Consider the following 19421-nt stretch of genomic DNA (forward strand, 5'->3'; position numbering starts at 1 on the left):
AAAGGATGTACTCTATCCTTTCTTTTTGTTGCCCAAAGCCTCTGTTGCAGTAGACTTTCTGTTCAGAAAAGAATATTAAATCTCTATTCTTTTCTTTTTCTTGATTGTGAGGTATACCCCCGCCATCGCTACAAATCCGAAGATACTGAGAAGATAAGGTGTTGTGTCTCTCGTTAAACCGGTAGGAATCGTAAACTTCGTAGGGTTTTCGAAGGTAATAATTGCTCCATCATACGGTTCTTCAAGTGCTTCCATATACGTGAACTCATTATGATTATCATCCTGCCCTGTTTGAGCTTGAATTGTACGTTTGCTTCCCTTCCAATCAGACACTATCTTCGCCTTTTCGTATCCTTCACTTTTCTTTTCATAAACCTGGAAAAGATAGTTTGGCTTTAAAGAAATCTGAATCGACTCTCCATCTTTAAGTTCAAAAGAAATCGTATACTCATTAATTTCTTTCGGGCTCGCAAGATTGATTGAAGCTTTTCTAATCTTAAAATCAGAAGAATTTGGGTTTTTCGCTATCAATTCATTTATAATTGAGTCCTTTTCCGCGTCACTAAGCGACTGTCCCGTACCCCCGTCATGCTTTTTGATTACAAGGTGGAACTGAAACTTTTCAGTGGAAGATGCCGTAGGTCTTGCCATTCCTGTGACTACCTTCTTAACCGTAATCGTCTTCGGGTTATCCTTTTTTTCATAGCAGTTTGTGATTTTGAAGACATTGTCCGGTTTGCACGGTTCCAAGCTATCTAAGCTCTTAGGTCCGGATTGAGAAATAATCGGATTTGCACTTTCGGAAACATCTTTAAGCTGATAGGCACTACCCGAAAGTTCAATCTTCTCTACAGCCCCATCCGGTTTATTACAATACTCCAAAATCTGATATCTCTTACTCGGAATAAGGTTGTCAACCGTGATTTTAAGCTGTGGAGCCTTCCCGCTTTCCTGTACTATCTTAAGTGTAACCTTGTGTTTAAAATTATCCGATCCGGTAACTTCCAAGGTCACCCCATCTTTAAAGTTTGCCGGTTCCGTCCACCACGAATCGTCTTTCAAGTTAAGTTCAAGAAGAGAAGCAAATTCATAATTTTTTTGCCCATACTGATTTAATCCTTTGAATTCCTCCGCCTGGACTATAAACTTCAGCTGCTTTAGTACCTTCTTTCCGAAATCCGTTATCTTTCCGCTACTGCTATCAATAAGCTTCGTTCCTTCCAGACCCGAGAAAGTTTTTTCGATAATCAGAGAGCCTTTACTGATAATCGGCTTGTTATACTTTTTAGTCTGTGGAGAACCTTCTGAACCGTTCGGTTTTTTTGTTTTATAAGTGATGTCCGCATACTCATTCGTGAACAGACCAAACTTACGTGCTGAAGAATTGAACATGCTATCCGGTTTTCCATCCTCATGGTATTCCCGATGCAGATAAGTCTTATAAATGTCATTTAAATCCGTTCTGTCCTCACCTTTATCGGTATATCCCGAGTCACTTTCGAACAACCTCTTCGCCTCTTCCGTAGGTTCTACCTTCGCCACCATGCGGATGTCGTAGCCTGCCGGTAAAGCGAAATCCTCCGGATCCGTCTTTAAAGTAAGAAGCCATCTCTTCCCGTCATAGCTCAGTCCGCTTATCCCGGTTTCCCCGGCATAAACTTCTTTCGCCTCTATCTTGAAGCCGTTTAAGCCAAGATCCGCCATCTTACCCGGTTTCAAAATCTCTTTGACTTCGACCGCCTGATTGTTTCCATTCGGCTCCATCTTTACCAGCTGTCCGATTACATCCGGCTTACCGCCCTTCATAACCGGTTGAACATTCTTTGTCAGAACATCTCTAATTACAATATTCTTAACCTGATTACCCGCTTCTCTTTCATATATCTGTTGTAAAGCAGAGCTTAAACCACTCTCCTGAGAAGCATCAAAACACTTGTATCGTATATTATCTACTAGCGCTTTTTCTCTTCTGTCAGGATGTTTTGTTTCGTTGTAGTTTTCATGCGTTCTATGATTACCGTCCTCATCATAGTATTGGCCCATAGCAAAGTCATTTAAGTAATTCCAGTTCTCTTTTTTACCAACACCGATACTATAGAACGCATCTGCTGCGGTGAGGCTGTGAATTTCTCCTCTCGCTCGATTGAGTGCGGCAAAGTCTATCGAATATCCATTACCGAAGCTCCAGCCCTGACTATAATTTCTTCGAATCATATAATAATCCGAATCATTGAATCGATGTGTATCTTCGTAAACGCCATCCGCTACAATGTAAGATAGTTTTGGATTTCCTCCCGCAATGAATATAACAATCTTCTGTGCATCGGCTCTCGCCTTACTGTTTTGATTAACAAGACCTCCGGCCGCAACCTGATAATTACCGCTCTGTCCCAAGAGTACCTTGATATTTCTGATAGCCGATTCGTAGTTTTCACCACTGACTCTATTACTCGTGATTGCCTTCTCATTAAGTGCATCCAATTGATTCACAATCTGATTAGGCTGATCGGTAAATCCGTATAGATGTTTGGTATCATTATACGGAGTATCCGTTACATTAAAGCCATGACTCTTGCCGGCGTCGTCTGTCGAATTTTCCAGAAACTGCAATGCACCGTTCTTATCTCCTCGGTAATCCCCCACAAGGTTAATGTCGCCTTCGGGGCCTCCTTTCATATGCGATATATTTTGATAATTCTGTGTATTAAAATAGTTTTGGTCATACTTTGCTTTAGCATTTTCATCAATATTTCCAAAACTCTTATCTCCATCCATCGTTACCAATGCATACCGTACATCATAATCAGGATTAGAAGAAAGCTTCTTCATAAAAGCCTTAAGCTCGCTCTTCACCTTGGAGGACTTTGCATCATCCGGATTTGTAGCATAATCCTCAGTTCCCAACTTATTTGCTTTTCCTGAGAAATTAAAATCCGTTGCCATCACCGCAGTATTATCATAAACAAAAGCAATATCCAATTTTTGTTTCTGAGTCTGTGGCTTTACCTGGCCGGTCAGAGTTAATTCATACGTCCCGTCCTGCTTATCTGTAATATATTTTTCATTCAAAAGATCAGGCGTTATTTCTCTATTATTCGGAGTCTTTGCATTGCAATAATTTAAACGGTAGATAAAGTAAAAATCATGGACACAAGCAGTATAATCAAAGTTATAATCAGCTACATGAGTTTCACCTTTCGCTGTCTTGAATCCGTTACTCGTAATATAGTACACGTACTCCCCATCTTTTAATTCCGGCAGTGCACTATATATGGGTCCATTCTGGTATCCTACCCACTGCAAATCATAATTCGGAAATGACTTATAGGCGTAAGATTGGTTAACTTTACCATGCTGATAGTAGAGATAATTTGATCTTCCATCATCTCGCAATGTATATATCGTCGGTGCAATCTCTCTGAAATTTCTATCTACATAGTGGAAGCGAATTTCATTGACTTTCCAATCGGATCTTGTCCAGCGAACGATATAGGCCGAGAAAGAATCTACCGTAAATTCTTTGGTAATATTCTCTTTATTTTCGTTTTTCTCCTCTTCGTTTGAAAAAGTCTCTTCTTTCTCCGCTTCTGTTTTCTTGAATTCCTCAGATGCAGTTTTTTCGGACAGAGCTTTCTCTTTAGACCCTTCGGATAACTTCAGTTCTTCTTTTTCATTCTTCTTTTCAATTTCTGAACGAAGTACGGTCTCTACATACTTTACCTTACCGCTGTCCTTATCCTCTACGATATGATGAATCGCAATGGTATCCGCAGTTGCCTCTTCCGGAACCGCCTTTTTATCGAACGTAAGTCGTACAGAAACCGGAACTTTCGGTTCTATTTCCTTCGTTCTGTCGTTCTTACTCACAAAGCGAATATCCAGTGCGTCGGAGCCTTCATAAATCGAGTGCTCCTTCATTGCCTCAACTTGCTCTTCCGTAAGCTTCTCGCCTTCTTTTTCGCCCTCTTCTTCCGGCTTTACAAGGCGCTTTGCTTCCAGAACAACTTCCTCTACTTTTCCGTCTGCATCTGTAAAAGCTTTGTCATCATAGAACACTTCTACAGTCGCAAAGCCTTCGATTTCAACGTTCTGACTCTTTCTGCCAAGCTCGTTTAAACTATACTGTGTGAATCTTGCAGTTTCCAGTTCGCCCAAGAACTCTTCATAGTGACTGATCACTTCTTGTAAGAAGCCGGTGAAGTTCTCTTTCTTTTCCTTCACTGTTTCTACAGCTTTACTTTCCGCTGCAGTTTCTTCTGTAGCTTCGGTTTCTTCTGTGACTTCAGTAGTATGCTCCTTGGTTTCAGCTGATTCTTCTGCACTCTCTGCTTCCGCAGTCTCTACTACAGTGCTTTCCAAAACCGTAGTTTCTTCACTACTACCTTCCGTAGAAACAAGGCTCACGGAAGAAGCTGCACTTTCCGACTCACTCTCTTCTGTCTCTTCAGCACTTGCAGTTGCTTCTGTCTCTGTACTTTCTGCTTCTGTAGATTCTTTCACTTCCTTACTTGCCACGACCGTAGTCTCTGTCTTCGGCTTCTTTTCATCCTTCTTCAACTTATCGAGGAAAGACTTGAAAAGCTGTGTCTTCGGGGATACGACTACCTTCGGGTATGTATTCCCATCAACAGAAAGCTGGAAGCTGATTCTGTGATCCGCCTTATTCTTATAAAGGAAAGTGATTAACTCGCTTCCTGTCAGTTCCGTATTTCTTTCCGTTTTTTCGATATTGCTGTCGGACGCATGAACTTCCTCTGCTCCGCTTTCCTCTTTTTTCTCAACTGCCGACTTTGTTTCTTCCTGCTTAGTCTCCGGGAAGAGCTGTGACAGCTGGCTGTTTCCATCATAAAGAAGCAAGCTTTCTTTGCTTTCTTTTCTTACAAGTCTCTCAAGGTCCTTCGCATCTCTTTCTACAAAGACCTGCAAGCCGGCTTCTTCTTCAGCAAGGCTCTCAGAAAGTCCTTCGGAAATGCTGTCAAGCGGAATCTCATAGACTTCTTTCTCGGAAGAGAAAATCTCTGCATACTCTTTCTGTAATTCCTCGTCTCCGCTGTAACCCTGTAAAGCCGCGCCTTCTACTCGATCTCCCTTTTCGATGGCTTCCTTCGCCGCTCTTCTTATATCTTCGCCAAGCAGTTGAACCTTCACCTGCGTGCCGGAGACGGAGATCTCGTTCGTCTGTTCTTTTTCTTCCTGCTCTGCTCTTCCGGAAATGGTAAGACCATGATAACCGGTGAACAAAAGACAAGCTATCAAGAGCATAGAAAGCTTCTGCTTCATGCCCTTGTTCATTTGTGCAATATAATTCCTATTATTCTTCATCGCCATCGCCTACCTCTTCGCATTTTCCATACCATACAAAATAGTAAGAAAGTCAATCTTTCCGCATGAATACAGAAAGGCTCGATGTAGCGGGCGTTCCTTCACTGTAACCTACTCTATTTAAAAATCAAATCCCTCTGATTGCTTCTTTTCCAAGCAATGCGTATCCTGTAATAAATTTTATCAGTGGCATTTTCTTTTTCAATAGACCTTGCTTAAGAGGGGTTCAAAATGTAATAGAAACGGTTTTTCTCATTTTTTGTGACGATTTTTTCACTTTTCAATTGGCAATTGTGACGATTTTTTTAAGAATTATGATTTTTTGTTTGTTTATAATTTTTTTAAAACTAAAAAGGCGAAATATTTTCTTAAGTTTCCACTTGTTTTTTCCGCTCAAGTTTCTTTCGAATCAAAAGTGGGATGTCGTATAGTTCACTTGCGTTATAGGTTTGAGCTAAGTTCTATTGTTTTCTTGCACATTACTTGCTATATAAAACAATCGTGCAGGCTATAGTTCAGCCTGCACGATATGTCCGAAGTTTAGTTCGTCTTGTAAAAGTCCGTATACATAGCCCGGACTTTCTCTATATAGCCCGGTACCCGGTTCCATCAATTTGTCATAAACCTCCGAGCTGTATATAATCTTCATTGCAAAGTCATACTCCATCCCGGATGTTTCCGATAAGATTTCCACAAGATCTTGGACCATATATTCTATCATTTGCTCTTCTCTACTCATTTTCTATTCCTCTACCCATTTCCTATTCTTCCACTTTCTTCAGTAGCCGAATAGCTCTATCCGTATGAAAGGAGTATTGATTCGTTGTTTCTTTAATATCCACATTGCTTCCATGATAGAGTCGCATTAATACTCACCTCCATTGGCTCTACACACTCTGCTTAAATCTTCAATTGCATCCTCTAAGCTAAGTGTGTGCTCTATTTCATAGTGCTCTTTAAGGAAAAGGATTCCTTTGTACTTCTCTAAATATTGAAATGCTTCTTTTGAGGTAATTTCAAATTTTTTGGCAAACTCATTTACACATGCCACTGTATAGTTTATTTTCTTTTTTAATTCGCTCAAGCTATCCTCCTATTAATTCTTTTTCTTTACTATACGTATTTCTCTTTTATATTGAAAAGGGTTTTTCTTGTTCTCATTTTATAATTTCATAGTTACATACTCTATTCGGAAGTTTATCATAGTATTCCCTCTCCCTTCAATTCCACTTTCGTGTTTTTGTAGCTTTGGTGTTTACTCTTTTCTACTATTAGCCTTTTCCGCTCTAGTGTCTTGCATAGTGGTAAACTCCCGGTTCAATAAAATTCTCGACTATTTCTTGGAAAGCTATGCTATGATTTATTGTACGAAAACTTGTATATTCCATAGTAAAATATTCAGTGGTACCTTGTAGTTTTGGGGTGCCATGACCAAACAAAAGGAGGGATTATGACAGTACAGGAAGAAAAATCCTATAAAGAATTGGAAATTTTATTAGAAAGATATCCTGTCTTGAAAGCCGTACAGGAAGAAGTATGGAAAGCATTTTTGTGCATGCGGGATTCTTATGAGAGGGGGGGGAAGCTACTTCTCTGTGGTAACGGAGGAAGCGCTGCAGATAGTGATCATATTGTCGGGGAGCTGATGAAGGCTTTTTGTGCAAAGCGAAAGATTAAGCCGGAACTGCAATCTCGTTTGCAGGCGCTTTACGGAGAGGAAGCGGAGTATTTTACAAAGCATCTGGAGCAGGGGCTTCCCGCGATTTCCTTCAGTTCTCAGACCGCTCTCCACACTGCCTTCAGTAATGATCAGGACGAAGCTCTTTTTTATGCGCAGTGCCTTTTGGGATATGGAAAAAAAGAGGATGTACTGCTAGGAATCAGCACCTCCGGCAATGCAAAGAATGTGGGTTATGCTTTAAAGCTTGCAAAGGCTATGGGAGTGAAGAGCATTTTACTGACAGGAAAAGATGGTGGGGCGGGGAAAGACTTGGCTGACCTTTCCATCATCGTACCTTCCGGGGAAACCTATCAGATTCAGGAACTGCATCTTCCGATATACCATTGTTTATGTCTTATGCTGGAGCAGTATTTTTTTGGATAGCCTATAATATCGCTTTTGCCGCATCTAAAAATGTATTGCAAATTAGCTTACATTTTTATATTATAGATTTATATAAAGGATTGTGAGGAAAAACAATGCAATTCGAGTGGGATGAAGTTAAAGAAAAGAAGAACATTGAGAAACACGGAATTTCATTTAAAACAGCTTCTATGGTTTTTCTAGATGAACAACGGTTAGAGTTTTTTGATGAAGTGCATAGTAGCCACGAAGACCGATATATAACAATTGGATTAGCCGGTAAAGTTTTAATGGTTGTTTACACCTTTCGAAATCCACTTTATAGAATCATATCCGCAAGAATTGCAACAGAGAGGGAAAGGAGAGCGTATTTTAATGGCTATGAAAAAATATAATCTTGATCAAAACAGTAAATTGACCGATGAACAGATTTTGGAATTAAAGGAAGCAGCTATGCGCCCTTTCTCTTTTGATGAAGATTGCCCTGAGCTAACGGATGAGGAACTAGCCCAGTTTAAAAGAATTTCAGAAATAAACAAAGAGGAAAGGAGAAAACAATCCGTAACTCTACGCTTGTCTCCACGTGCTCTAAAAAAGGCGAAGTCTCTTGGAAAGGGATACACCTCCGTGTTGAGTCGTATATTAGAAACCGCTTTGGATGACAATGATTTACTAAAAAAGAGTCTATAATATCGCTTTTACCGCATCTAAAAACGTAGGAAAGTAAGAGAAGTCTTGCTTTCCTTCTTTTTTTGCTCTCTCCATCTCTTCCTTTCCGTAACCTGTTCCAAGGAGTATGGATTTTACACCGAACTCTGCTCCTGCCGTGCAGTCAAGGAGCTTGTCCCCAATCATACAAGAAGAGGAAAGCCAGTTCTTTCGCTCGGAAAGACTGCGGTTTTCTTCTTCCAGCTTCTTGTACTCCCTTTCTGTCAGCCGGTAGGCGCTTTGGATTGATTCGCCGATTTTGGGCTTTCGTATGGGGGCAAGAGCATCTTCTTTATTTCTCTCTTCCAAAAGCATATCCCATTCCGCCTGATAAAAGAGTCCCGTCTTCGGCTTTCTGCAGGGACAGTCAGTATTGTACGGAGGGAGACCCTCCAAGTGATGAGGACAGTAGTAAATACCTTGTAGGAAGATACCCTGTGTCTTAAGTTCCTCTCTCATATAACGGTGAAGCAGTTCTGCATCTTTCTCCGTATAATAGCCTCTTCCGATTCCTGCCTGATTCGTAATCACAACAAGTTGAAAGCCCTGTTCATAGAGAAGCTTCATGCCCTCTACCACTCCGGGCAGAAAACGGAAGTCCTCCGCCCTGTGGAGGTAGGAGACTTCCTCATTGATGGTTCCGTCCCGATCTAAAAATACGGTTTTTTTCAGCATTTCCGGTTCTCTATGTCCTTTCTAAATTGCGCATAAACACGATTACAAGGAACTTAGTGATCTCCATAATGAGATCCACATTCTACTATCTCTAAAATATTTCCCTTGACACAAAAAACCATACGATTCTTTTCATCAATGCGAACACTCCAATATCCTGCCAAATTACCGGATAATGCCTCCGGCTTTCCTATACAGTTGTATCCGTTCCTATCAATGTCTTTTAGCAATCTGTTTATCTTCTTTAATGTTTTCTTATCTTGGACTTGCCAATAGAGATACTCTTCCCACGCCTCATCATGCCATATCTTTTTCATTATTCAGCCTCTATGAGTTCATGCTCATGAACTTTTTTCCCTGCTTTCATATCCGCAATACGTCTTTCCAGCATAGCAATATGCTCTTCACTGTAAAATGGATCTACTGATACTTCAAAAGGTATTCTTTTCTCATTTGCAACTTTAGTCAGAAAAATATTGATTGCAGAAGACATGGTTAACCCCATCGCCGTACATGCACTTTCCGCTCTCTCTTTAATCGAATCATCCACTCGAAAATTTACTTGCGCCATAGTTCTATCTCCTTTTTTCTTTAGTATATGACAGATATTTTTCATTGTAAAGTATTTACTATACAAACACAAGGATTGGCAGAAGTCCTCCACCTTATGAAGCTAGGAGACTTCTTCGTTCATCGTCCCGTTCTCTATGTCTTTCCGGAACTGTGCGTAGTCTTCCGGTATCCCGATGTCCATAAAATAGCCGTCCGAGGGAAGTGCCTGAAGATATACGCCGTCCTCCAGCCATGCAGGAATACAGTCATTTTCCAGACTCTGCTTTCCTTCCGGAATCTTCTCAATGAGGCTTTTTTTCATCACATAGATTCCCCCGTTGATTTCGCCGGGCTTCGGTGATTTCTCCTCATTTAGGCTCATTTTCTCGTTCCAGCGAAGTATGCGCCCTGTCTCATCTTTTAGGATTGCCCCGTAACGAGAGATATCTTTGATTTTCCTACTGGCTATGGTCATTACGGCTTGATTTTTAAGCTGCTCTGCCAGCAGATTTTCATAGTCCGTATGAAAATAGGTATCCGCATTTAAAACAAGGACATTTTCCGCAGAAACATGGGAAAGAGCGTTTCTGATGGCTCCACCTGTTCCTAGGGGGCTTTCCTCATAAGAATAGGATATGGATAGTCCATATTCCTCTCCGCTTTTAAAGTATGCCTCTATCTGCTCTCCCATATAGCCGAGAGCAAAAATCAAGTGCTTTACGCCACTCTCGGAAAGCATTTTCACAAGATAATGAAGAAAGGGCTTCCCCGCTATATCCGCCATAGGCTTCGGGCGGTCGGAGACCACCGAGCGGAGCCTTGTTCCGAGGCCTCCGCATAAAAGAATTGCTTCCATAGATTTTTCCTAGCTCCTTCGTTCTTAACTATGCTGTGCTCGTATTATATTGCATTGACTCATGTATAGGCTTATGCACTCAGAGTATCCGCCATTTCCCGCTCTTATTGGATCCTTCTCTTCTAATGATTTCCATTCTTCTTAGCTCCGCGAGATATCTTTCCGCTGTGGGTCTTGATATGCCAAGCTGTATTGCAATCAAATCCGATGCCACAGAGGGGTTCTCATTGATTATTTCGAGTAGTTTTTCTATTCTTTCTCGCTTCTTGACCGCTATATGAGATAGTTTAGATTTTATCCCATCATTTATTCCATCAATTTTGCCGTTTTCGGGATTTATCCCATCAATTTTAGCTTTTTCGGGATTTATCCCATCATTTATTCCATCATTTTCGCCTCTTAGGCGATTTATCCCATCATTTATTACCTCAGTTATCACCTCAATTTTGCCTTTTTTGGGATTTATCACCTCAGTTTTGCCGTTTTCAGGATTTATCACCTCAGTTTTGCCAATTTTTTTTTCATCTTCCACATCGGAAATAAATGCGGGATGGACAAAAATTCTTGAAATAAAATAACTATGTTCTTTATCCGTCTCAAACTCCGGTAGAGGTGATCCATTCCTTTTGATTGCATCCAATATTTTCTTGAATCCGGTATTTCTGCCTTCTGTAAGATGAAGTTCCTTAAGAAATTCTCCAATACGACGATTCCTGTATCTGCGGTTAGAAACACGATAGTCCTTCAGTTGTTCACGAGTAACTGAGTAAACCGGTCCGGGATAGCTCACAATTTCAATTTTGTCTTCCTCTATTCTGACTTCTATTGGCTCTCGAACATCATATGCTTTATGATACACAGCATTTGCCAGTGCTTCCTCCAATGCCGCGTAAGGATAGTTATAGATGTGATCAGCCTCCGCTCTGTCGGGATGCTTAATGATTTTCCGCTGAATATAGTTATTACTGATATATCTCAAAGCATCTTTCAATTGCTGATCGAGTGGTCCCTTAAAGGTCTGCTCATCAATTTCGTCTCCTCCAAGTCCCTTGGGAAATGCCACAACATCAATCTGCGCATATGGAAAAAACTTCTCCGGCTCGTCAGAGAAGAACATCAATCCAACATTCTTCGGTTTTCGATACTCAGGCATAGTATTACAGATTCCCATATCTTCGCAAATTTTTTCCAACGGTCTGGAATCTAAATCTTTTACCATACTGCTTCCGACAGCAGAAAGGTACTGCCTAATCAGATTAATATTCAAATCCGTCATTTCTGCCTGATGATTTACACGATCATCAAACGGAACCTTGTTGGATAGGGAATAAAGCTCATTTAATTCATGCTGAGAGGGCTTTACTGTGCTTGCCATCTTGCGAATAAAATATGTGCGTTCTTTCGATGCTACTGCCTTAGCTTTTAGATATGTAAAATTGTCCGGACTACTGTACGGTCTCACATCTCCACCCGGTGCCCATATTACAATGAGTGTTTTCCCTTGATATTCAACCGGTGCAACAACAGGAAGATAACGTGGCTGAATTAGATTGCACTTGTTTAGCAAATCTTTCATCATCCCATCAACCTGGCTGACCGGTATTCCCTCAACCGGAAGTACGGGACGTCCATTCTCCTCTTTCACACCAAGAACAATATAGCCACCTCCCCAGTTATCAATATCATTGGCGAAAGCGCAAATCGTTTTTAGCGATGCTTCAGGCATCCAGCTAGTCTTAAATTCTATACGAGCTCCCTCGACCACATTCCCTATCAAGAGGGTTTCTATACTTGTTGGAAGTCCCATTTCATCACCTCATTTATGACCTCAGTCTCCACTTCTCCGGACTTTGTTTCACTATAAATATGATTTTTGGATTGTATATGATTTTAGCCGCATACTGCGATTTTGTAGCTGTTGAAATAAGGGGTAATCTGAGCCCACCGGTACTTGCGAAAAACAAAGGAACTGCAGTTTTTCGCTTAGTATCCGCAAGGACAGACTTTTCATCAGAAAAGTCGTCCTGTAGCGGACCAACTTCCGAAGGAATTTGCTTTGCGAAGCAAAGTGAGCAATGGGCTACCGAGCCCATGCTCAGTCAGGGTGAGGTTAGCGAGAGCGTGCCCCTGTTTCAACAGCTACAAATCGCAGTATCACAGGATACTCTTACAATCCAAAATCATCCTTTATCCCCTTAAACACTGCATCCGGGGAGAAGTACTCCGCGATAAACTCCGTTGCTTTCTGTGAATACTCCCGAATTCTCGGTAAGTTTTGGTATAGCAGGACTCCTTCATCGGCAAATTTCCGCGGATCATCCTCCACCACCATGACTTCTTCCGCATGAGGAATGCCCTCTGCACCGCAGGAGGTAGTCAGAATAGCTGCTCCTTCGTGAAGTGCTTCTACAACCTTACCCTTTACCCCTGCACCATAACGGAGCGGAACAATCACAAGGCGACTCTCCTGATAAAGCTCATGCAGTCTTTCATCACTCACAAAGCCGAGTACCTCGACTCCCTTTATTTTTTCCAAGTCTTTCACCTTGTCCGTAATATGGCTTCCTACTATACGGAACTTTAAGTCGGGTAGCTGTCTCTTCATAAAGGGCAGAACTTCTTCACAGAACCAAAGGACAGCATCTTCATTGGGCGGGTGGGCAAAGCCTCCTACAAAGAGGATGCCCTCTCTTTCTTCTCCGATTTTCTCTACTGCTGCCGGCTTATCGAAGACATAGGCGGTAATGGCCTTTACCGGGATGCTGTCATCTATTTTATGGATTTCCTCCACTTCCAAAGAAGACGGATAATAGCTCATTTCCGCCTTTCCCATAACAGAAAACTCCATATTTTTAAAGTACTGGATTTCCTCCAAAAGCTCCGGCCTTTGCTCGAGCTCATACTCTCTTTGGAGACGAAGGAAGTGCAGGTCGTGTCCGTAGAATATAATCTTCCAGGGGGTATTTTCCTTAATATAGTCAATATATTTCGTTGCAATATGCGGACGATTGAGGTAAGCGATATCGATCATCTCCTTATTTCGCTCCATCCAGTTCCAGATATCGCCCTGCATCTTTGTGCCGTAAAGCACCTCGATTCCGAGTTCCTCCAAAGCGGAGGTATAGGGTTCTTCATGAAGGAAGTTATCTCCGAGGAATTTCACGATGACGCCCTTGTCTGTCAGCATTTTCAGATATTGATAGGTCGTTTTTGATCCGGCATCCTTGTCAAAAGTCGGAACATAGTGATCGACAAAGAGAACATAGCGTTTTCCCTGTCCTCTTTCTCTTGCACGAAACGGATTCGGATTTCCGGTATTCACACTCTGCTTCTTCAGCTCTTCCTTCCACTTTTCCTTGAATTTCTCCTGATTTACTTTCTGATAGCGCTTTAAACCGCTACCCTCCACATCGGTGCCGTTCGAGATTCCCTCATAGTGAATAACCTTCGAGCGTGGCTGGTACAACACCTTAAACCCATGCTTTCTGACTGAAAAAGCAAGGTCGGAATCCTCACAGTAAGCCGGTGCAAAAAGCTCGTCAAAGCCCCCTATTTCCTTCCAAAGGGAAGTGCGAATGAGGATTGCGGCACCCGAGATGTAGTCCACTTCCTTCACATAATTATATTCCGGCTCATCCGGGTTCTGCAGTCTTCCGTAGTTCCAGCCGGAGGCATCGGACCAGATGATTCCACCCGCCTCCTGCAGTCTTCCGTCCGGATAGACGAGCTTGGAACCCACCATACCGGCATCGGGGCGTCTTTCTATAAGCTCCACAAGGGAAGAAAGCCAGCCTTCGGTCACTTCCGTATCATTGTTTAAGAAAAAAATGTATTCTCCTCTTGCGACTTCCGCAGCCTGATTGCAATTCTTTAGGAAGCCCATATTTTCCTTGTTTCTGGCAATGACGAGGTTCTCGGAGAATAAACGCAGGTCTCTTGTAGCATCGGTAGACACATCGTCTGCAATAATCACTTCGTAGGGCGTTTCTTCCTGACTCGTATGGGCAAGAATCGATTGCAGGCAGCGATAGGTATAGTGAATCTGGTTATAGCAGGGAATGACGATGCTGACCTTCGGCTGCTCTATTTTTTCAAAACGGACTTTTCCGCGCTCTACATAGGCCTTTCCAATCTTAAAATGCCCCAAGATCCGATTTCTTCCGTCCGGAAGAAGATAAAGAAGTAAGGTTCTGATGGGATGCAGGAAGGTCTGTGCGATATAGTATAAAATCAGTCTTCTCTTACTATCCTCCGGGAAACGGCGATTAAAGGCGGAAGAGACTTTTCTTTTAATTTTGGAAAGAAGGCTCTGGTTCTTCTCAAAGTACGCCTTTTCCGTCTGAAGCTGTGCGATATCCCTTTCATGGGTAGTGATTACCTTTTCCAGGTTTCCTACATGCACTTGGGTAAGGCGGAGCACTTCTCTTTCTTTTCTTAGAGAGACATCCTTATCCTTGATATCCTCCTGTAGATGCGCAATAATCCGTTCCTTTTCCTGAATCTCTTCCTTTTGCTTTTGGAAGTTTTCGGGACTGAAGCGCTGGCTGCGATACGCCCAGACATTGCTCTCTTCGCTCTCTCCGTGCACTTCCTCCTGAAATTCCTGCTCCTTTTTCTCCATAAGAAGAAGCTCCGGCTTTCCCACGGAAAATAAACGGAAGAAGCTCTCCTCATCCTTATATCTTAGCTTTTCTTTATAACTTTCATACCAGTAGTGAAGGATGCGGTACTGCAGGAAACTTCTCTCCGCTCCCTCCGGGAAAACCCACTCGCAGTCGATGAGAACCGCATCATCGCCTGACATCAAAACATTTTCAAAAAGTAAATCGTAGTTTGCAGGAGCAATCCACTCTTCTCTTCCGAGAAGAAGATCTAAAGCTTCCGTGATTTCCTTAACCGGCGCTTTTCCGTCCGTTATGAGCTCGCCAAGGATTTCGGAAATGCTCTTTCCCTTTAAGAAGGGGTACACAACATAAGAAAGAGAGTCCGAAGATTCGTAGGCTCTCCGAAACTGTTTTTCTTCCAAAACCCGGATCTTTCGATTCGCAAAAAAGACTTCCATCCTCTTTCTTTTCTCGGGAAGGCTTTCGATATGCGGGTTTGCTTCCTTTGTGATACTTTCCTTTAAAACAAATTTTTCTCCCTTTTTATCGGAAAGAATCTCTGTTTTAATGGCATAGCAGGGTTTTCTGCTCGCATTGTACTTAAGATAATTAAGCTTATTGCTATGGATATCCTTCATTTCGGATATGCCGACATTATTTTTTCTGAAATAATACAAAAAGCAGGGTGCGAAATTCGGAAAAACACCTTCTTCAGAAAGTGCGGCGATACTTCCGCTTTCTTCTCCTTCCTGCGGTAGCCTATCCTTGGTATAGAAATGAATCGGATAGTCCAGGGAAGGAAGCGGGAAATAAATTCTGTCCTCGCTCTTCTCATAAATGCTTTTCAGATTTTTCCCGATTTCCTGCAATTCTTTTAAGCTTGTGTAGCTCAGTTCCTTCTCTATATAGCCGGTGCTTAGGCTTTCCAGACTTTTTTCATTTTGTACACCCAAAATGACCGCGCCGCCCGGAAGAAGCCATTTTTCCGAAAAGCTGAGGAGCATTTTCTCTATGGAATCCTGGAATAGAGTGAGGATACGCTTATTTAACGAAGGAATAAGGACATAGTCATACTGCCCTTCTTCTAAGCGAAGGGAGAGGCGCTTCACTCTCTTTTTAAGCTTGGAAGCAAAAAGCTCTTCCGACTCCTTATCGCAAAGGAGGAGAACCTTGGTATCCTTCTCGAGGCCTCCCTCTGCCGGAAAGAAATTGATCCAATCCATCAGATTCCATTTATACTCTGCAAATGTCATGCTTCGTGCCTTTCCAGAGCCACTTCGGACTCCATATCGTAAATCCCGACTGTGTTTTTATTGGACAGTACGGTGATGCTCGTGATGTCATATTTTCTATCGTAAACGGTATGTTCTCCGCCTTCAAAGCCCGTACAGGAAATGGAAAGCAGATACTCTCCGCCCTGCAGGTTCATCTTTTGGCTAAAGGAGCAGATATACTCGTCTCCCGCCTTTACAGCAGGGATATTTTCCCCTTCAAAAAGCGTATTGGTTCCGCTTAAGTCCATCCCCCGCTTATCCTTTATCGTGAAGGTGAAAATGGGAGCGGCTATCTCGTCATAGAAGTGAATCCTCTCCCGAATGGTAAAGCACTCTCCTTTTATGAGAATATTACTGAGCTTCCCGTCTTTGTCGAATATACCGAAGTCGATAATCTCCGCTTTCCCGTTTCCGTAGAGTTGTGCGGAAGGGTTAATGCTCATTTCGTCTTTCATAAGGCGGAGAGCTTTTTCCTTGTCTTGTGTAGATGGAGTACACAGCTTGCCATCGGAGGGCTGTTTTGTACTGTCTTTCGCAGCGGATACTATCTTATCCGCACTTCGCTCTTCCTCTAAAGCCAAGTCCGCTACTCCCTTTTTCTCCGTTCCTCCTCTGTTCTCCCCTTCTCTCTTTTCCTCCGCTGTGCTGCCCTCTCCTAAAAAATCCTGCTCGTCTACAAACTTCTCCGCAACCGGATTTTTTCCGGCAAGAATCTTCTTATATTGGTCAACCATCTGCCCGGGGAGACCTTCTCCGACCTTTTCTCCCTTGTTAAAGAGGATGACGCGGTCGCAATATTTCATAACGGAGCCAAGGTCATGCGTTACCATAAGAATGGTCGTGCCTTTCTTCTTCAACTCATCCATCCGATGATAGCATTTTGCCTGAAAGAAGACATCTCCGACCGAAAGCGCCTCATCGACAATCAGAATCTCCGGATCAATAGAGATATACAGCGCAAAGGCCAAGCGCACAAACATTCCGCTTGAATAGGACTTCACCGGTTGGTGCACGAAGTCTCCGATATCGGCAAAGTCTAAGATATCCGGGAGCTTCTTATCCATTTCCTCCTTGCTGATGCCCATCATGGTGCCGTTCATGTAGATATTTTCTATACCGGTATAATCCTGATTAAAGCCGGCTCCAAGCTCAAGAAGAGCGCAAACCGTTCCCTTTGTTTCCACGCTGCCGCTTGTCGGGCTGAGAACCCCGGTAATAATCTTTAGCATGGTAGACTTTCCAGAACCGTTTGTTCCGATGATGCCTACCGCTTCGCCTTTATTTACCGAAAAAGAAATATTTTGCAGGGCAAAGAAATCCTTATGATAGGATTTCTTTCGTATACTGATACTTTCCAATAATCGGTCTATAGGACGGTCATACAGACGATAGACCTTACTCACATTTTTTACGGAAATCAACTCTTCATTCACCGGTTTACTCTCCCCCTGGCTCTCTTACTTCACCCTCTATGGGCATTTGGGAAAATTATAGCATTCTCAAGGGTTCCGGTCAAAGAAAGCTTGCTATCTTTGATGAATTTGCAGGCTTATTACTGTCCGGTTAATTTAAGAAACTTATCTTCATTATTTACATTTCCACAATGCCATAGGATGATTATGAATGCGTTCCAGAATCTCGGCATCCTCAAAAAGTAATTCCGGTTTGTATTGTTTTTTAATGAACATTTCCATATACTCCATCTCTTTGTCTGTCAGTTTCATAAGGCGTTCTATATGTTCTTTTGCAATTCTCTTTTTCTCTTCCAAGTCAAACTTATCCTTTGCAGATAAAACCGGAAATAAATCTGATTTTATTTTTGAAAAAATAAGGCTATCTATAGCTGACACATCAAATCCTTTAATCACTTCTTTTGCGGAAATTGTGGCATAAAATAGTATGCATTTTCTAAACATATTCTTTTCATCTGAAAACAAGTTCATCTCAATCATGTTACAGTAATCATATAAATCTCTTGCAGCGGCTCTACTTATTAGTGCATTAGCTTTTGCAGCAAATATTTCCATTGCTGCGACAGTCCTAACCTTGAATGCATTTCCAAATAGTGTTGTTAAAATCACTCTATCTTCTGCAGGAAGTAAATGCGTCCTCAAGGAATAGTTTATTTCTATTTTTAACATATCATTATTGCCTGCTGCATTCGTATAATTATAGTGAAAAGCATCCAGGCTGTGGCTAAACCTGGATGCGCCAGACAAAAAATACCCCTGCTCCGCCATATAGCTTTTTAGCGTTTCTGTCAGTTGTTTTCTTTCGATTATGGATTCTTCCCTCGTCAGATTCGGAATAAAATCCAAGTCTATATCAACAGATAATCTTGGAAGCCTGAAAACAGTCAGATTGATAGCTGTCCCACCTTTAAGTAGCAAATGTTCACGCATATATGTCTGCGTATTTAGAAATTCTAGAATCTTAACCAGCCGAAGAACCTTTTCAAAGGTATCTCGAGTAAAGCCATGTGCACGAGCTTTTTCATCCAACGCTTTTCTATTATACTGTGGCATCTTCTATCCCTCCATTCTTCAATTTCTTCATATCCTTCGGATATACCAACTTCCACTCACCGGAGTAGGCGGGTTCGTTGATGCCGTTTGTTAGGTATCGCTTTGCATTTCCGCTCTTATTCTTACATACTTTTAAAAAGTTAGCGCTTACCCCCATCTCCAACTGATATTGTTCAAATATAAACCCTAGTTTCTGATATAAAAAGGTACTCCCATAAGCACTCAGATATTGTAATAACTTATCCTCATTAAGATTTTTAAAAGAGGTTACACACATAAGCACTTCTTCCAGCCCTGCTATAAGGTTAAGATCTTTTATGGAGTCCACTATCGTCCGCTCTTTATTCGTAATCCTGATGCCACCGCTAAAATCCGGTGAATCTATGCCTTCATTTATCCCTTTTTTTACATAATGATATCTATACCCATCAAAGGCAAAGTCATGGAATCGTGTTTCAGAACCGACATAAATCTCATAGAAGACTTGATCTGTGATTCCATAATACTCAAAGGCTGTATGGTGAGATACATAAGAAGAAGACGTAATGGCAGATGCAATCTGAAACCGGTTCGCTACAGGTCCTCCATTTTCCCCACTCACACAGGTATATAATCCATTTCGAATTTTATAAACCATTTTTTCTTTCAGAAGTTTTCCCAATGCCACCCTTGCGGTTCTTTCGTTTGCATATAACGTATTCACTTCTTTCATAGAAAAAACCGGATATTGAAGCAATTCATAGTATAAATTCATATCTTCACTCCATTTTGTTATTATAATGTTTTATTTTACACTATTTTATAGGTTTTTTGTACGCATTT

Annotated in this window: 15 protein-coding genes; 3 read left to right on the forward strand and 12 right to left on the reverse strand. The window is 41.8% G+C overall.

Features of this window, described 5'->3' with window-relative positions; genetic code table 11:
• Window positions 1–75: 75 nt before the first annotated feature.
• The 3 genes from HMPREF9625_RS04715 to HMPREF9625_RS04725 form a co-directional block, all read right to left on the reverse strand.
• On the reverse strand, window positions 76–5328 hold the full coding sequence (locus HMPREF9625_RS04715) for a hypothetical protein (RefSeq protein ID WP_009538188.1): 5253 nt from the start codon (window positions 5326–5328) through the stop codon (window positions 76–78).
• 502 nt (window positions 5329–5830) lie between these two features.
• Entirely contained in the window at window positions 5831–6061 is a 231-nt protein-coding gene (locus tag HMPREF9625_RS04720) for a hypothetical protein (protein WP_009535852.1), read from the reverse strand.
• A gap of 126 nt (window positions 6062–6187) precedes the next feature.
• Window positions 6188–6406 (reverse strand): DUF3791 domain-containing protein, encoded by a 219-nt coding sequence (locus HMPREF9625_RS04725; RefSeq protein ID WP_009535854.1) that lies wholly within the window; start codon window positions 6404–6406, stop codon window positions 6188–6190.
• Between the two features lie 366 nt (window positions 6407–6772).
• Between HMPREF9625_RS04725 and HMPREF9625_RS04730 the strand changes: the two genes are divergently transcribed.
• The 3 genes from HMPREF9625_RS04730 (at window position 6773) to HMPREF9625_RS04740 (ending at window position 8095) form a co-directional block, all read left to right on the forward strand.
• A complete protein-coding gene (locus HMPREF9625_RS04730) occupies window positions 6773–7426 on the forward strand; it encodes a D-sedoheptulose-7-phosphate isomerase (RefSeq protein ID WP_009535855.1) in 654 nt (217 codons plus the stop codon).
• A gap of 95 nt (window positions 7427–7521) precedes the next feature.
• Window positions 7522–7800 carry a BrnT family toxin gene (locus HMPREF9625_RS04735; RefSeq protein WP_009535856.1) on the forward strand — a complete coding sequence of 93 codons (279 nt, stop codon included), beginning with the start codon at window positions 7522–7524 and terminating at the stop codon, window positions 7798–7800.
• A complete protein-coding gene (locus HMPREF9625_RS04740; protein ID WP_009535857.1) occupies window positions 7781–8095 on the forward strand; it encodes a BrnA antitoxin family protein in 315 nt (104 codons plus the stop codon). Before HMPREF9625_RS04735 ends, HMPREF9625_RS04740 begins: the two co-directional genes overlap by 20 nt.
• Here HMPREF9625_RS04740 and HMPREF9625_RS04745 read toward each other — a convergent pair.
• The 9 genes from HMPREF9625_RS04745 to HMPREF9625_RS04790 form a co-directional block, all read right to left on the reverse strand.
• On the reverse strand, window positions 8090–8788 hold the full coding sequence (locus tag HMPREF9625_RS04745; protein WP_009535858.1) for a D-glycero-alpha-D-manno-heptose-1,7-bisphosphate 7-phosphatase: 699 nt from the start codon (window positions 8786–8788) through the stop codon (window positions 8090–8092). The two genes, HMPREF9625_RS04740 and HMPREF9625_RS04745, sit on opposite strands and share 6 nt — an antisense overlap.
• 53 nt (window positions 8789–8841) lie before the next feature.
• On the reverse strand, window positions 8842–9105 hold the full coding sequence (locus HMPREF9625_RS04750; protein WP_009535859.1) for a Txe/YoeB family addiction module toxin: 264 nt from the start codon (window positions 9103–9105) through the stop codon (window positions 8842–8844).
• Window positions 9105–9359: a type II toxin-antitoxin system RelB/DinJ family antitoxin gene (locus tag HMPREF9625_RS04755; protein ID WP_009535860.1), complete on the reverse strand. Its 255-nt coding sequence runs from the start codon at window positions 9357–9359 to the stop codon at window positions 9105–9107. The genes HMPREF9625_RS04750 and HMPREF9625_RS04755 overlap by 1 nt, the downstream gene beginning before the upstream one ends.
• Window positions 9360–9461: 102 nt before the next feature.
• Window positions 9462–10196, reverse strand: coding sequence for a nucleotidyltransferase family protein (locus HMPREF9625_RS04760; protein WP_009535861.1), 735 nt, complete (start codon window positions 10194–10196; stop codon window positions 9462–9464).
• Between the two features lie 79 nt (window positions 10197–10275).
• A complete protein-coding gene (locus tag HMPREF9625_RS04765; RefSeq protein WP_009535862.1) occupies window positions 10276–12003 on the reverse strand; it encodes an RNA-binding domain-containing protein in 1728 nt (575 codons plus the stop codon).
• Window positions 12004–12363: 360 nt separating this feature from the next.
• The gene (locus tag HMPREF9625_RS04775; protein WP_009535863.1) at window positions 12364–16053 is read right to left on the reverse strand and encodes a glycosyltransferase; all 3690 of its coding nucleotides are present in this window, start codon (window positions 16051–16053) and stop codon (window positions 12364–12366) included.
• On the reverse strand, window positions 16050–17507 hold the full coding sequence (locus tag HMPREF9625_RS04780; RefSeq protein WP_009535864.1) for an ABC transporter ATP-binding protein: 1458 nt from the start codon (window positions 17505–17507) through the stop codon (window positions 16050–16052). Before HMPREF9625_RS04780 ends, HMPREF9625_RS04775 begins: the two co-directional genes overlap by 4 nt.
• Before the next feature lie 153 nt (window positions 17508–17660).
• The gene (locus HMPREF9625_RS04785) at window positions 17661–18599 is read right to left on the reverse strand and encodes a nucleotidyl transferase AbiEii/AbiGii toxin family protein (RefSeq protein ID WP_009535865.1); all 939 of its coding nucleotides are present in this window, start codon (window positions 18597–18599) and stop codon (window positions 17661–17663) included.
• Entirely contained in the window at window positions 18586–19353 is a 768-nt protein-coding gene (locus HMPREF9625_RS04790) for a type IV toxin-antitoxin system AbiEi family antitoxin domain-containing protein (protein WP_009535866.1), read from the reverse strand. Before HMPREF9625_RS04790 ends, HMPREF9625_RS04785 begins: the two co-directional genes overlap by 14 nt.
• Between the last annotated feature and the right edge of the window lie 68 nt (window positions 19354–19421).

This window comes from Oribacterium parvum ACB1 (genome assembly GCF_000238055.2).
Taxonomy (GTDB): domain Bacteria; phylum Bacillota; class Clostridia; order Lachnospirales; family Lachnospiraceae; genus Oribacterium; species Oribacterium parvum.